The sequence below is a fragment of the Nonomuraea sp. NPDC054003 genome, from assembly GCF_055585125.1.
Map to the genome: position 1 here is coordinate 393,943 of NZ_JBVJKR010000002.1, position 14,734 is coordinate 408,676.

10 protein-coding genes and 1 tRNA gene are annotated in these 14,734 nt (G+C 70.2%); 6 read left to right on the forward strand and 5 right to left on the reverse strand.

Translation table 11 applies throughout. The annotated features are described in order from the left end of the window. Nucleotides 1–40 precede the first annotated feature (40 nt). The 4 genes from gltB to pyk all read left to right on the forward strand — a co-directional run bounded on the left by gltB (nucleotide 41) and on the right by pyk (nucleotide 9,443). The gene (gene gltB, locus ACZ6YG_RS06035) at nucleotides 41–4,573 is read left to right on the forward strand and encodes a glutamate synthase large subunit (protein WP_466017340.1); all 4,533 of its coding nucleotides are present in this window, start codon (nucleotides 41–43) and stop codon (nucleotides 4,571–4,573) included. Nucleotides 4,574–4,647: 74 nt separating this feature from the next. After that, nucleotides 4,648–6,126 carry a glutamate synthase subunit beta gene (locus ACZ6YG_RS06040; RefSeq protein WP_466017341.1) on the forward strand — a complete coding sequence of 493 codons (1,479 nt, stop codon included), beginning with the start codon at nucleotides 4,648–4,650 and terminating at the stop codon, nucleotides 6,124–6,126. A gap of 144 nt (nucleotides 6,127–6,270) precedes the next feature. Next, the gene (locus ACZ6YG_RS06045) at nucleotides 6,271–7,893 is read left to right on the forward strand and encodes a S8 family peptidase (protein ID WP_466017342.1); all 1,623 of its coding nucleotides are present in this window, start codon (nucleotides 6,271–6,273) and stop codon (nucleotides 7,891–7,893) included. A gap of 119 nt (nucleotides 7,894–8,012) precedes the next feature. Continuing rightward, a complete protein-coding gene (gene pyk, locus ACZ6YG_RS06050; protein ID WP_148032618.1) occupies nucleotides 8,013–9,443 on the forward strand; it encodes a pyruvate kinase in 1,431 nt (476 codons plus the stop codon). 48 nt (nucleotides 9,444–9,491) lie between these two features. Here the strand turns inward: pyk and dapD are convergent, their stop codons facing one another. The 3 genes from dapD to ACZ6YG_RS06065 all read right to left on the reverse strand — a co-directional run bounded on the left by dapD (nucleotide 9,492) and on the right by ACZ6YG_RS06065 (nucleotide 11,200). Beyond that, entirely contained in the window at nucleotides 9,492–10,433 is a 942-nt protein-coding gene (dapD, locus tag ACZ6YG_RS06055) for a 2,3,4,5-tetrahydropyridine-2,6-dicarboxylate N-succinyltransferase (RefSeq protein WP_466017343.1), read from the reverse strand. A 49-nt stretch (nucleotides 10,434–10,482) separates the two neighbouring features. Beyond that, nucleotides 10,483–10,902: a pyridoxamine 5'-phosphate oxidase family protein gene (locus tag ACZ6YG_RS06060; protein WP_148032616.1), complete on the reverse strand. Its 420-nt coding sequence runs from the start codon at nucleotides 10,900–10,902 to the stop codon at nucleotides 10,483–10,485. Nucleotides 10,903–11,117: 215 nt separating this feature from the next. Then, nucleotides 11,118–11,200, reverse strand: a tRNA-Leu gene (locus tag ACZ6YG_RS06065). Between the two features lie 106 nt (nucleotides 11,201–11,306). Between ACZ6YG_RS06065 and ACZ6YG_RS06070 the strand changes: the two genes are divergently transcribed. Continuing rightward, the gene (locus ACZ6YG_RS06070; RefSeq protein ID WP_261808661.1) at nucleotides 11,307–11,891 is read left to right on the forward strand and encodes an ANTAR domain-containing response regulator; all 585 of its coding nucleotides are present in this window, start codon (nucleotides 11,307–11,309) and stop codon (nucleotides 11,889–11,891) included. A 16-nt stretch (nucleotides 11,892–11,907) separates the two neighbouring features. Here ACZ6YG_RS06070 and ACZ6YG_RS06075 read toward each other — a convergent pair whose 3' ends face one another. Continuing rightward, complete coding sequence (locus ACZ6YG_RS06075; RefSeq protein ID WP_148032615.1) at nucleotides 11,908–12,519, reverse strand: hypothetical protein; 612 nt, start codon at nucleotides 12,517–12,519, stop codon at nucleotides 11,908–11,910. A 427-nt stretch (nucleotides 12,520–12,946) separates the two neighbouring features. Here ACZ6YG_RS06075 and ACZ6YG_RS06080 point away from each other — a divergent pair, with 427 nt between their 5' ends. Next, complete coding sequence (locus ACZ6YG_RS06080) at nucleotides 12,947–14,242, forward strand: ABC transporter substrate-binding protein (RefSeq protein WP_148032614.1); 1,296 nt, start codon at nucleotides 12,947–12,949, stop codon at nucleotides 14,240–14,242. Nucleotides 14,243–14,308: 66 nt separating this feature from the next. On the opposite strand, the gene ACZ6YG_RS06085 is transcribed toward ACZ6YG_RS06080, so the two are convergent. Continuing rightward, on the reverse strand, nucleotides 14,309–14,704 hold the full coding sequence (locus ACZ6YG_RS06085; protein WP_466017344.1) for a hypothetical protein: 396 nt from the start codon (nucleotides 14,702–14,704) through the stop codon (nucleotides 14,309–14,311). Nucleotides 14,705–14,734 lie beyond the last annotated feature (30 nt).

A 14,734-nucleotide genomic window follows, 5' to 3' on the forward strand; every position in this document is an offset into this window, starting at 1 on the left:
TAAGCAGTTCAAGACAGACGATGACGACGGGAGGGATGCAATGCCTGCTGCCCACCTCGGGTTCCCCGAGCCCCAGGGCCTCTACCACCCCGCCAACGAGCATGACGCCTGTGGTGTCGCCATGGTCGCCGACGTCGCAGGACGCCGGGGGCACGGGATCGTGGTCAAGGCGCTGACGGCGCTGTGCAATCTGGATCATCGGGGGGCCAAGGGTAGCGAGCCGGACACCGGCGACGGAGCCGGGATCCTCACCCAGATCCCCGACGCTTTCTACCGCGCGACCACCGGCTTCCCGCTGCCCCCCGCCGGGCAGTACGCCACCGGCATCGCGTTCCTGCCCATCGACGAGCAGGCGCGGGCCATCGCCACCGGCATGATCGAGGAGATCGCCGCCGAGGAGGGCCTCACCGTCCTCGGGTGGCGCGACGTGCCGGTCGACCGCGCGCTGCCCGGGCCGAGCGCCCGCGCGGTCATGCCGTACTTCAAGCAGCTCTTCGTGTCCTCGCCGGGCGGCGAGGCCGGGCTCGGGCTCGACAGGCTCGCGTTCTGCCTGCGCAAGCGGGCCGAGCACGAGGTGGACGTCTACTTCCCGTCCCTGTCGGCGCGTACGGTCGTCTACAAGGGCATGCTCACCCCCGAGCAGGTCGAGCCGTTCTTCCCCGACCTGTCCGACGAGCGTTACGAGAGCGCGATCGCGCTGGTCCACTCGCGCTTCTCCACCAACACGTTCCCGAGCTGGCCGCTCGCGCATCCGTACCGCTACATCGCGCACAACGGCGAGATCAACACCGTCAAGGGCAACCGCAACTGGATGCGCGCCCGCGAGGCCATGCTCCAGTCGGACCTGATCCCGGGCGACCTGGCACGGCTCTTCCCGATCTGCGACCCCGACGCGAGCGACACCGCCTCCTTCGACGAGGTGCTGGAGCTGCTCCACATCGGCGGCCGGAGCCTGCCGCACGCGGTGCTCATGATGATCCCTGAGGCGTGGGAGAACCACACCGAGATGGATCCCGCGCGCCGCGCCTTCTACGAGTTCCACTCCTCCCTGATGGAGGCGTGGGACGGCCCGGCGTCGATCACGTTCACCGACGGCACGCTCGCCGGCGCCGTGCTCGACCGCAACGGCCTGCGCCCCGGCCGCTTCTGGGTGACGGCCGACGGGCTCGTCGTGCTCGCCTCCGAGGCGGGGGTCCTCGACTTCGAGCCCGGGGACGTGGTCCGCAAGGGCCGCCTGCAGCCCGGCCGGATGTTCCTCATCGACACCGCCCGCGGCAAGATCATCGAGGACGACGAGATCAAGGCCGAGCTCGCCGCCGCGCTCCCGTACGAGGACTGGCTGCACGCGGGGCTGGTCAGGTTCGAGGAGCTGCCCGCGCGCGAGCGCTGGGTCGTGTCGGAGACGCGCGAGGTCGACAGCCCCAGCCACGAGGCGCTCGTCAAGCGGCAGCAGACCTTCGGCTACACCGAGGAGGAGCTGCGCGTCATCCTCACCCCGATGGCCCGCACCGGCATCGAGCCGATCGGCTCCATGGGCACCGACACCCCGGTCGCGGTGCTCAGCGAGAAGCCCAGGCTGCTGTTCGACTACTTCAGCCAGCTGTTCGCGCAGGTGACGAACCCGCCGCTGGACGCCATCCGCGAGGAGCTGGTGACCAGCCTGGCCAGCACGCTCGGCCCCGAGGGTAACCTGCTCGACCCCGGGCCGACGTCGTGCCGCCAGCTCGTGCTGCCGTACCCGGTGATCGACAACGACGAGCTCGCCAAGATCATCCACATCAACGACGAGCACGACCTGCCGGGCTTCCACCCGCACGTCGTCTCCGGCCTCTACGAGGTCGCGGGCGGCGGCGAGGCCCTGCTGCACCGCCTCGACGAGATCCGGGCCGAGGTCTCTCAGGCCATCGCCGACGGCGCCCGGATTATCGTGCTGTCCGACCGCGGCTCCGGCGAGGCGCTCGCGCCCATCCCGTCGCTGCTGCTCACCGGCGCGGTGCACCACCACCTGATCCAGGAGAAGACCCGCACCAAGATCGGCCTGGTGATCGAGACAGGCGAGGCCCGCGAGTGCCACCACATGGCGCTGCTCATCGGCTACGGCGCCGGCGCGGTCAACCCCTATCTCGCCATCGAGACCGTCGAGGACCTGGTCGACAGCGGAACGCTCAAGGTCGACAAGCGCAAGGCCGTACGCAACCTGATCAAGGCGTACGGCAAGGGCGTCATCAAGGTCATGTCCAAGATGGGCGTGTCGACCGTGGCCTCCTACACCGGCGCGCAGATCTTCGAGGCGCTCGGCCTGAGCCAGGAGGTCATCGACTCCTGCTTCACCGGCACCACCTCGCGGCTCGGCGGCGTCGGCTTCGACGTGCTGGCCAGGGAGGCCGCCGAGCGTCACGCGCACGCGTACCCGAGGGCGGCGAACGCGCACCGCCGGCTCCAGGTCGGCGGCGAGTACCAGTGGCGGCGCGAGGGCGAGCCCCACCTGTTCAACCCCGAGACCGTCTTCAAGCTGCAGCACGCCACCCGGACCCGCCGCTACGAGATCTTCAAGGAGTACACCGGCATGGTGGACTCCCAGGCGGAGCGGCTGATGACCCTGCGCGGCCTGTTCAAGCTGCGCGCGGGCACCCCGATCCCGATCGAGGAGGTCGAGCCCGTCTCGGAGATCGTCAAGCGGTTCTCCACGGGCGCGATGTCGTACGGCTCGATCTCGATGGAGGCGCACGAGACGCTCGCCATCGCGATGAACCGGCTGGGCAGCAAGTCCAACACCGGCGAGGGCGGCGAGGACCCCGAGCGGCTCTACGACCCGGCCCGCCGGTCGGCGATCAAGCAGGTGGCCTCCGGCCGGTTCGGCGTCACCTCCGAATACCTGGTGAACGCCGACGACCTGCAGATCAAGATGGCCCAGGGCGCCAAGCCCGGCGAGGGCGGCCAGCTGCCCGGCCACAAGGTCTACCCGTGGATCGCCAAGACGCGCCACTCCACGCCCGGCGTCGGCCTCATCTCGCCGCCGCCGCACCACGACATCTACTCGATCGAGGACCTCGCGCAGCTCATCCACGACCTGAAGAACGCCAACCCGGCGTCCAGGGTCCACGTGAAGCTGGTGGCCGAGGTCGGCGTCGGCACGGTCGCGGCCGGGGTGTCGAAGGCGCACGCCGACGTGGTGCTGATCTCCGGCCACGACGGCGGCACCGGCGCGTCCCCGCTGACCAGCCTCAAGCACGCGGGCGCGCCGTGGGAGCTGGGCCTGGCAGAGACGCAGCAGACGCTGCTGCTCAACAACCTGCGCGACCGCATCGTGGTGCAGGTCGACGGCCAGCTCAAGACCGGCCGCGACGTGGTCATCGCCGCCCTGCTGGGCGCCGAGGAGTACGGTTTCGCCACCGCGCCCCTCGTGGTCAGCGGCTGCGTGATGATGCGGGTCTGCCACCTCGACACCTGCCCGGTGGGCGTGGCCACGCAGAACCCCGAGCTGCGCAGGCGGTTCAGCGGCAAGCCCGAGTTCGTGGTCAACTTCTTCGAGTTCATCGCCGAGGAGATCCGCGAGTACCTCGCCGAGCTGGGCTTCCGCTCGCTCGACGAGGCCATCGGACACGTCGAGATGCTCGACACCACGGCGGCAGAGGACCACTGGAAGGCGAGCGGGCTCGACCTGTCGCCGATCCTGCACCGGCCCGACCTGCCCGCGAGCACCGCGCTGCGCCGGGTCACCGGCCAGGACCACGGCCTCGACCACGCGCTGGACAACACGCTCATCCAGCTCGCCGAGGGCGCGCTCCGCGACGGCACCCCGGTCACGCTCGACCTGCCGATCCGCAACGTGAACCGCACGGTCGGCACCATGCTGGGCTATGAGGTCACCAAGCGTCACGGCGGCGAGGGCCTGCCCGACAACACGATCGACATCTCCTTCACCGGCTCGGCGGGCAACTCGTTCGGCGCGTTCGTGCCCCGCGGCATCACGCTGCGGCTCACCGGCGACGCCAACGACTACCTCGGCAAGGGCCTGTCCGGCGGTCGCGTCACGCTGCGCCCGCACGAGGAGGCGCCGCTCGACGGTCACATCATTTCCGGAAATGTCGCCCTGTACGGTGCCACGTCCGGAGAAGTGTTCATCCGGGGCGTCGTCGGTGAGCGGTTCTGCGTGCGCAACTCCGGCGCGACCGCCGTCGTCGAAGGCGTCGGCGACCACGGCTGCGAGTACATGACCGGCGGCAGGGTGGTCGTGCTCGGCCCCACCGGGCGCAACTTCGCGGCCGGCATGTCCGGCGGCGTCGCCTACCTGCTCGACCTCAAGGCCGAGCGGGTCAACCGCGAGATGGTCGCCATCGAGGCGCTCACCGGCGAGGACGCCGAGTTCCTCAAGGAGACCGTCGAGAAGCACTTCGCCGAGACCGGTTCCCCGGCGGCCAAGCAACTGCTGGCCGACTGGGACTCCGCGCTCGCCCGGTTCGGCAAGATCATGCCGACCGACTACCGGCGGGTCCTGGAGGCCGCGGAGGCCGCCCGCATCGAAGGCAGGGACATCGACGAGGCCGTCATGGCGGCCGCGGTGCAGTCGTGACCCGCCGCAATGAGCATGGCCATGAAGGCGGACTGTGCTCGACCAACGACGTTCAGGGATAGGGAGGCGTACCGATGGCTGACCCCAAGGGGTTCCTCACGCACGAGCGGGAGCTGCCGGCGCGCCGCCCCGTCGACGTCCGCATCGGCGACTGGCAGGAGGTCTATCAGGACTTCCCGTCCGGCAAGCTGACCAAGCAGGCGGCCCGCTGCATGGACTGCGGCATCCCGTTCTGCCACAACGGCTGCCCGCTGGGCAACCTCATCCCGGAGTGGAATGACCTCGTCCACCGCACCGACTGGCGCGAGGCGATCGAGCGGCTGCACGCCACCAACAACTTCCCGGAGTTCACCGGCAGGCTCTGCCCGGCTCCGTGCGAGGCGGCGTGCGTGCTCGGCATCAACGCCGACCCGGTGGCGATCAAGCGGGTCGAGGTCGAGATCATCGACCGGGCGTTCGCCGAGGGCTGGGTCACCCCGCAGCCGCCGCAGCGCAAGACCGGCAAGCGGGTGGCCGTGGTCGGCTCCGGCCCGGCCGGGCTGGCCGCCGCCCAGCAGCTCACCCGCGCCGGTCATGACGTGGTGGTGTACGAGCGGGCCGACCGCGTCGGCGGGCTGCTGCGCTACGGCATCCCCGAGTTCAAGATGGAGAAGCGCCACATCGACCGCCGCCTGGCGCAGATGCGGGCCGAGGGCACCGAGTTCCGCACCGGCGTCAACGTCGGCCTCGACGTCACCGCCGCCGAGCTGCGCGAGCAGTACGACGCGGTGGTGCTGTCCGGCGGCGCGACCGCGTGGCGCGACCTGCCGGTGGCGGGCCGCGAGCTCAAGGGCGTCCATCAGGCGATGGAGTATCTGCCGCTGTCCAACAAGGTGCAGGAGGGCGACTTCGCGGTCTCCCCGATCTCCGCCGAGGGCAAGCACGTCGTGGTCATCGGCGGCGGCGACACCGGCGCCGACTGCATCGGCACCGCCATCCGGCAGGGCGCCGCGTCCGTCACCCAGCTGGAGATCATGCCGCGGCCGCCCGAGACCCGGGCCGCCGGGCAGCCGTGGCCGACCTTCCCGATCATGTTCAAGATGGAGAGCGCCCACGAGGAGCTCGCCGAGCAGGGCGGGCAGCGGGTGTACGCGGTCTCCACCACGGAGTTCGTCGGCGACGCCGACGGCAACGTGAAGGCGCTGCGCCTGGTGGAGGTCGAAGGCCCGCAGTCGGGCTTCAAGCCGATTCCCGGCACCGAGCGGGAGATCCCGGCCGAGCTGGTCACGCTCTCCATGGGCTTCGTCGGCCCGGAGCGGGGCCCGCTGCTGCGGGACCTGGCCGAGCTGGGCGGCGACGGCTTCTACGACGCCCGCGGCAACGTCGCGCGCGACAAGACCTACATGTCCAAGGTCGACGGCGTGTTCGTGGCCGGTGACATGGGCCGCGGCCAGTCGCTCATCGTCTGGGCCATCGCCGAGGGCCGCGCCGCCGCCAGCGGCGTCGACCGGTTCCTGACCGGTGACACGGCGCTGCCCTACCCGATCCTGCCGACGGCCCGTCCGCTGGTCTGACCTGCGCTGGCACGAAACGCCCGCCCGGCCCCTTCCCGGGCGGGCGTTTCGCGTCCCGGCTCGTCCCCGTATCCGGCGGGTTGCATCAGTTGCCGCAGGTCGGGAAGATGCACATTCTGGAGAAGTACGGATGATAGGGGAGAAATGAGGCGTGTTGCCCCGGTCCTCGCGGCGCTGTCGGCGACAGCCGCGCTGACCGCCTGCTCCCCGGTCACCCCCGCGGCCGCGGCCGCCGCCGACTACCTCGTCTTCTACGCCGACGGCCGCCGGGCCGACGCGCTCACCGCCGTGCGGAAGGCCGACGGCACCGTCACCCACACCGAGACCAAGCTCGGCTACCTGATCGCCCAGGGCTCCGGCGAGCGCTTCGCCGAGACCGTCGGCGCCGACCCCGCCGTCGTCGGCGTCTCCGGCGACAGGGCCATCGGCCGCACCTCCGCGACCGCCGCCAGGGCGTTCCCCGACGGGTCGGCCTTCGGCGAGAAGGGCTCCGCCGAGAAGAGCGACCCGCTCAGCGGCCTCCAGTGGGACATGCGGATGATCGGCGCCGACCGCGCCAACGAGAAGGCGCCCGGCACGAAGAAGGTCCTCGTCGGCGTCATCGACACCGGCATCGACGGCAACCACCCCGACATCGCGCCCAACTTCAACCGCGGGCTCAGCCGCAACTTCGTCACCGACCGGCCCAAGGACGAGAACGGCGAGAACCTCGACGGCCCCTGCGAGGCCGCGGACTGCAAGGACCCCGTCGACCAGGACGACGAAGGCCACGGGACGCACGTCGCCAGCACCATCGCCGCGCCGATCAACGGCATCGGCATCGCCGGAGTGGCCCCCGGGGTGCAACTCGTCAACATCCGGGCCGGCCAGGACTCCGGCTTCTTCTTCCTCAAGGCCAGCCTCGACGCCCTCACCTACGCCGGCGACATCGGCGTCGACGTGGTCAACATGAGCTACTACGTCGACCCGTGGCTGTTCAACTGCCGGGCGAACCCGTCCGACAGCAAGAAGGAGCAGCTCGAACAGCGCGCCATCATCACCGGCATGCAGCGCGCCCTCGACTACGCCAGGAAGAAGGGCGTCACCCTCGTCTCCGCGCTCGGCAACGGCGCCACCGACCTCGGCCGGCCGAAGGTCGACAACGACAGCCCCGGCTACCCGCGCGGCGATGAGAAGATCCGCCGGATCGACAACAGCTGCCTCAACGTCCCCGCCGAGTCGGAAGGCGTCATCTCGGTCGCCTCGGTCGGCCCGTCCGGCCGCAAGGCCATCTACAGCGACTACGGGACGGAACAGGCGGACGTCGCCGCGCCCGGCGGCGACGCGCTCGACGGCAAGGGCGCCTCCCCGACCCGCTCCATCCTCGCCGCCGCCCCCGAGAAGGCGCTGCGCGCCAAGGGCCGCATCGGCGCCGACGGCAAGCCCAAGGGCCAGGACGTCGTGCGCGACTGCGCCGGCGGCACCTGCGCCTACTACCAGTATCTCGACGGCACCTCCATGGCCGCCCCGCACGCCACCGGCGTGGCCGCCATCATCATCAGCCGCTTCGGCAAGCCGGGGCCGGGCGGCGTCACCCTCGCGCCGGACACCGTCGAGGAGTACCTGTACAAGACCGCGACGCCGACGGCGTGCCCGGTCCCGCGCGCGTACGTCTACGACGTGTACGGGGAGAAGACCACCCATGTGTGCGAGGGCGGCCCGGACAAGAACGGCTTCTACGGCCACGGCATCGTCAACGCCCTGGAGGCGGCCACCTTCGAACCATGACGGCGACACGTGCACGTGGCGCGCTCGCCGGTCGCCGTTGCCGTGCTGTTCTCCCGCGCGCGGTACGTTCTGCGTCGTCCTTGACTGCCAAGTGGTCTGTACCAATTAAGGTAGGACTCGTGACACGTCGCGCGAAAATCGTCTGCACTCTAGGCCCAGCCACGTCCTCACCCGAACGCCTGCGCGATCTCATCGCCGCGGGCATGGACGTCGCACGGTTCAACCTCAGCCATGGCGACCATGACATGCACAGAGAGGTCTTCGATCGCGTCAGGGAGGTGGCGGCCGACCTCGGCCGCGGTGTAGGCGTTCTCGCCGACCTGCAGGGCCCCAAGATCCGCGTCGGCCGCTTCGAGGAGGGGCCGGTCCGGCTCGGCTTCGGCGACGTCTTCTCCATCACCGCCGAAGACGTCCCCGGCGACCGCGAGCAGGTCTCCACCACCTACAAGGGTCTCGCCAAGGACGTGCGCCCCGGCGACACCATCCTCGTCGACGACGGCCGGCTCGTGCTCGAGGTCACCCGCGTCGACGGCGACCGGGTCGTCACCCGCGTCGTCATCGGCGGCATGATCTCCGACAACAAGGGTCTCAACCTGCCCGGCGTCAACGTCAGCGCCCCCGCGCTCACCGACAAGGACGAGACCGACCTGCGCTGGGCGCTGCGCACCGGGTTCGACATGATCGCCCTGTCGTTCGTCCGCCGCCCCTCCGACGCCGACGTCGTACGCAACATCATGGAGCAGGAGGCCGTCCGCCTCCCCCTCCTCGCCAAGATCGAGAAGCCGCAGGCGGTCGAGCGCCTCCCCGAGATCGTCGAGGCCTTCGACGGCATCATGGTCGCCCGCGGCGACCTCGGCGTCGAGCTGCCTCTGGAGCAGGTGCCGATCGTGCAGCGGCGCATCATCGAGCTGTGCCGCGAGAAGGCCCGCCCGGTCATCGTCGCCACGCAGATGCTCGACTCGATGATGAGCGCCCCCCGCCCCACCCGCGCCGAGGCCTCCGACGTCGCCTACGCCGTCATGGACGGCGCCGACGCGGTCATGCTGTCGGGCGAGACCTCCGTCGGCAACTACCCGATCGAGTCCGTCTCCACGATGGACCGCATCGCCTGCGCCGCCGAGGCCTCCTCGCTGCACGCCACCCACACCCTGGAGCGCATGCCGGAGACCACCGGCGGCGCCATAGCCCGTGCCGCCGCCGAGGTCGGCGCCATCGTGGGGGCCAAGGCCCTGGTGGCCTTCACCATGTCCGGCGAGACGGCCCGCCGGCTGGCCCGCTACCGCTCGCCGATCCCGCTGCTGGCCTTCACCTCCGCGCCCCACGTCCGCGGCCAGCTCTCGCTCACCTGGGGGGTGGAGACGTTCCAGGTGCCGTTCGTGCACCACACCGACGACATGGTGCGGCAGGTGGAGGCGTCGCTGCTGTCGCTGGGCCGGCTGGAGAAGGGCGACAAGGTGGTCATCGTCGCCGGCTCCCCGCCCGGCACCCCCGGCTCCACCAACGCGCTGCGCGTGCACACGATCGGCTCCGCCGTCTCGCACGCCAGCTGAGGGACCGTCCGTCGGCCGGCTGCCCCCGTGAGGGAAGCCGGCCGGACGCTAGTTGGCGTGCAGCGCCTCGTTCAGCTCGATGCCGGTGCCCTGGCGGGTCACCACCTCCACGGCGCCGGTCTCGGAGTTGCGGCGGAACAACAGCCCGTCGCGCCCCGACAGCTCCCTGGCCTTCACCACGCCGCCGTCCGGCAGGCGCACCTTCGTGCCCGCCGTCACGTACAGCCCGGCCTCGACGACGCAGTCGTCACCCAGGGAGATGCCGATGCCCGCGTTCGCGCCGATCAGGCAGCGCTCGCCGACCGAGACGACCTCCTTGCCGCCGCCCGAGAGCGTTCCCATGATGGACGCGCCGCCGCCCAGGTCGGAGCCCTCGCCGAGCACTACGCCCGCCGAGATCCGGCCCTCGACCATGGACGCGCCCAGCGTGCCGGCGTTGAAGTTGACGAACCCCTCGTGCATCACGGTCGTGCCGCTCGCCAGGTGGGCGCCCAGGCGCACCCGGTCGGCGTCGGCGATCCGCACCCCGGACGGCATCACGTAGTCGACCATGCGCGGGAACTTGTCGACCCCGTAGACCGCCACCGGCCCGCTGGCCCGCAGCCGCGCCCGCGTGATCTCGAAGCCGTCCACGGCGCACGGCCCGTGGCTGGTCCACACGACGTTCGCCAGCGTGCCGAACACCCCGTCGAGGCTCAGGCCGTGCGGCCGGACCAGCCGCGCCGACAGCAGGTGGAGCCGCAGGTAGGCGTCGTGGGCGTCGGCCGGCGGCTCGGAGAGCTTGGCGATGCCGGTGCGGACCGCCACCACCTCCACGCCGCGCGCCTGGTCGGGCCCCACCAGCCCGCCCAGCTCGCCGGCCTCCTCGGCGGAGAGCCGCTCGGTGCCCGTCACGGGCGGCTCGCCCAGCTGAGGCTCGGGGAACCAGGTGTCGAGTACGGTGCCGTCAGCGGCTATGGTCGCGAGGCCGATGCCGAAAGCGCCGGTCACGGCAGGATCGATAGCAGTCACATGCCTCAAAATACCGTGACGGTGCTCCTCAGATGGCGCCCAGGTCGGCCGACAGCCAGTGTTCGGGCCGCATCCGGAACGTCACCAGCGCGCCCAGGTCGGACCCCTCCACGTAGCCGGGAACCGCCTCGACCGGCAGGTAGCGCGAGGCGATCCTGGTGAGCTGCTCCAACGTCGTCGGCCCCGACCACACGACCGGCCCCTCGACGGACACGTACCGATAGGTCGGGCTGGTCCGCTGCACCAGCAGCGTGAAGCGGCCCGTCTTCCCGATCAGCGCCGCCTTCCGGGAGTCACGCCCGGTCAGGAACTCGACGTCGCCGCCCGGTTCGTAGTCGTACCAGACCGGCACGCTCAGCGGCCCCCGGTCCGCTCCCGCGTCGACCGCCACACCGGCCACATGCGGCTCCGCCAGGAACTTGGCCCGCTCCGCCACGTTCAACCCCACGGCATCCACCTCCGAAAAGCCACCGTGATCCGTTCATTACCGATCTTCGGTCACCCTATGCCTGCTTTGGAGGCGTACCTTAGAGGCGAAAGGTCACGTGGAGCAGGGGGAGGCGTCTCGACGGGGCGTTCGGGTGTACGACCTGGCCGCCGCAACCGGCCGATCGGAGAGCACGATCAAGGGTCACACGAGGGTGCGTGCGACGGTTTCCGGGGTGCCGGAAGCGGGATTCGAACCCGCACGCCCTTGCGGGCAGACGCTTTTGAGGCGTCAGTGTCTGCCATTCCACCATTCCGGCATATTTCCGGACGTGTCCGGAAACTTGTGGGGGTTCACCTCTTCAGGGAGACTGTCGAGGATGCCGCCGTGGATCTAATGTACCGGACATCGGTACTCTTCTGCTCGTGAGTACGCAGCGGCGAGTGGTGATCGCGGAAGACGAGGCGCTCATCCGCCTCGATCTCAAGGAGATGCTCCAGGAGGACGGCTACGTCGTCGTGGGGGAGGCCGGCGACGGGGAGCAGGCGATCCGGCTGGCCACCGATCTGCGGCCCGATCTCGTCATCCTGGACGTCAAGATGCCGGTGCTCGACGGCATCTCCGCGGCGGAGCGGATCGTGGCCGAGCGGATCGCGCCATGCCTGATCCTCACCGCGTTCTCCCAGCGTGACCTGGTGGAGCGGGCCAGGGAGGCGGGGGCGATGGCCTATCTGGTCAAGCCGTTCACCAAGGCCGACCTGGTGCCGGCGATCGAGATGGCGGTGAGCCGTCACGAGGAGATGGTGGCGCTGGCCGCCGAGGTGTCGAGCCTGACGGAGCGGCTGGAGACGCGCAAGCTGGTCGAGCGGGCCAAGGGCAGTCTGATGACGCAGCACGGCTGGAGCGAGCCGCAGGCGTTCCGCTGGATCCAGAAGGCGTCCATGGACCGCCGGCTGAGCATGCGCGAGGTCGCCCAGATCGTCATCGAGGACGCGGCCGACCGGGGCTGAGCGCCCCGGCGCGGGTTCACGACGTGGGCAGGCCGCACACGTCGAGCGCGTAGTGGATGAGACGGTCCTGGACGTCCTTCGGCGGGCTGACGATCACGACGCGCTGCTCGCCGCCGTCGACGCTGGCGCGTACGGGGAACAGGAACGCCTTCTTGGCCTCGGCGAAGGCGTGCGGGTCGCACCGCCCGGGGGTGAGCCGGATCTCGGCCGCGATGCTCGGGGCCGCGGCGTCCAGCTCGGCGATCGGGTCGCCCTCGGTGACCGGTGCGGCGATGTAGTGCGTGGTGCCGTCGATGCGGTGCACGGTGACGGCGCCTTCGCCGCGGCGGGTCAGCACGAGGGTGCCGTGCATGGCGTCGCCGACGCGCTTCCACTCGGGGCCGAAGGCGATGTCGGCCGCCAGCTTGATCAGATGCTCCGAACACTCGTCGCGCAGCAGCCGGGTCAGCAGCGGATCGGGGTGGGGGATCTCGAAGACCACCTTGCGCGGCTCCTGCTCCGCGCCGACGCGGACGTGGGCGACGACGGTGGCCGGCTGGACGCCGGGAAGACGGCCTGGCGTGCAGTTGGCTTTCCCGAACGGGATGGGTAAGTCGGTTCTCTCCGTCTTCTTGACCGTGATTTCCACGTTTTGTGGGGCCAATGTGGTGAATGATGGCGTCACCAGTTGAACGTCGGTGAAGTGCACCGGAGTCTCGGAGGTGTTCCGCACGGCCACCTGCATCCTGTGCGCGGGCTCGTCCGAGCGCCACTGCGCGAGCGAGACCGATACGCCCGGCGGCGGTGCGGCGTCGGGCGGTGGCACGCTGTCACCGCCGCAACCTGCGAGGAGGGCCATCAGGGGGAGGAGTGCCGTTATCCGCTTCACCGACGCAGATTAAGCACCTGCCGATCACGCGCGTAAGTTGAGGACTGATTACGACTCCGCATCCAAGTGCCGACAGTTACCCCGCTGCCCTGGCATCACCATGCAGGCATTTTGTACGTTTCCGTCATTCGATCGGGAACGCTCGGCGTGCTGACGGATCCCGGCCTGGAATGAAGGAGATTACTTCATGGTCCGCATTGCTCCCGTGGGACGGGTGCTGGCTGTCGTGGCTGCCACCAGCCTCGCCCTGACAGCTTGCGGTGGTGGCAGCGACACCGCCTCGCAATCCACACCTTCGTCGGCTGCGCCATCCTCCGCGGCCCCCGCGGCAGAGGGCGACGGCACGCTTACCCTGGGCACGCTGCTGCCTCAGACGGGGTCGCTCGCGTTCCTCGGCCCGCCCGAGTTCGCGGGCGTCGACCTGGCCGTCAAGGAGATCAACGAGGCCGGCGGCGTGCTCGGCAAGGACGTCGTCAAGATCCACACCGACTCCGGCGACACGACCACCAACATCGCCTCCCAGTCGGTCGACAACCTGCTGGCGCAGAAGGCCGACGCCATCATCGGCGCCGCCTCCTCGTCGGTCTCGGAGACGGTGATCGACAAGATCACCGGCGCGGGCGTCATCCAGTTCTCCCCGGCCAACACCTCCGACACGTTCACCACCATCGCCGACAAGGGCCTCTACTTCCGCACCTCGCCGCCGGACAAGCTGCAGGGCCGCGTCCTCGGTGACCTGATCGTCGCCGACGGCAACGCCACGGTCGCCATCATGGCGATGCAGGACTCGTACGGCACCGGCCTGGCCGACCAGGTCGTCAAGACCGTCCAGGACGGTGGCGCCGAGGTGGTCGAGCGGGTCGACTACGACCCGAAGGCCGCCGACTTCGCCGCCGACATCGCCAAGATCAAGGCGAAGAACCCCGCGGGCATCGTGCTCATCGGCTTCGAGGAGACCGCCAAGGTCATCAACGAGCTGGTCAAGCAGGGTCTGCCGGCCGACAAGCACAAGTGGTACATGGTCGACGGCAACACCTCCAACACCAACTACGTCGACATGCCCAAGGGCACCCTGAAGGGTGTCAAGGGCACGATCCCCGGCGCCGCGTCTCCTGAGGACTTCCAGAAGAAGCTCCTCGAGGTGGACGGTGACCTTGAGGACTTCAGCTACGCGCCGGAGTCGTACGACGCCGCCAACCTGATCGCGCTGGCCGCGGAGGCCGCCAAGAGCGACTCGGGCACGGCCATCGCGGCCAAGCTGGCCGAGGTCAGCAAGGGCGGCGAGAAGTGCGACAGCTTCCCGACCTGCGTCGAGCTGCTCAAGGCCGGCAAGGACATCGACTACGACGGCGTGAGCGGTCCGGTCGAGTTCAACGACGCCGGTGACCCGGCCGTCGCCACCATCGGCATCTACGAGTACGGCGACGACAACAAGTACGGCACCAAGGCCGTCGAGTACCGCACGGGCAACATCGAGGGCTGATCGCTCCTCCGGTGAGCCACCGGGCCCCGGTCCCTCCCCCCTGAGGACCGGGGCCCTTTCACGTGCTCAGGAGCAGCCCTCCTCGATCCGCCCCGCGGCGGCCCGGTACTCCTTGAGCAGTGCCACCTGCCGCGCGCGCGGCAGGCTCGCCACGGACAGGTCCCGCGTGGTGGCCTCGACCGTACGGACGGCGCCGCCGAGCGAGGCGGGCAGGCGGGGGCCGAACTGGAGGGTGATGCCGCGCACCTCGGCCAGGCGGCCGAGCACGGCGTCCTCGAAGCGCTGCGCGTCCTCCTCGCCCGCGGGCTCCAGCAGGAGGCCGGCGTAGCCGATGGCGGAGACCACGCGCGCGCACGGATCGTCGCCGGGGTCGCCGCCGGTGCTGTAGGCGTCGGCGGCGGGGGCCTGCCCGCAGGCCGCCAGGACGGGGAGCATGAGCACGAACGCCACGAAACGGTTCACATGGCCATTGAAAACGGAGAAGGGGCCCCG

What these genes read in the sequence shown, in the direction of transcription:
- ACZ6YG_RS06040 (WP_466017341.1), top strand. Translation starts at nt 4,648, where the DNA reads ATGGCTGACCCCAAGGGGTTCCTCACGCACGAGCGGGAGCTGCCGGCG.
- ACZ6YG_RS06080 (WP_148032614.1), top strand. Translation starts at nt 12,947, where the DNA reads ATGGTCCGCATTGCTCCCGTGGGACGGGTGCTGGCTGTCGTGGCTGCC.
- gltB (WP_466017340.1), top strand. Translation starts at nt 41, where the DNA reads ATGCCTGCTGCCCACCTCGGGTTCCCCGAGCCCCAGGGCCTCTACCAC.
- ACZ6YG_RS06045 (WP_466017342.1), top strand. Translation starts at nt 6,271, where the DNA reads ATGAGGCGTGTTGCCCCGGTCCTCGCGGCGCTGTCGGCGACAGCCGCG.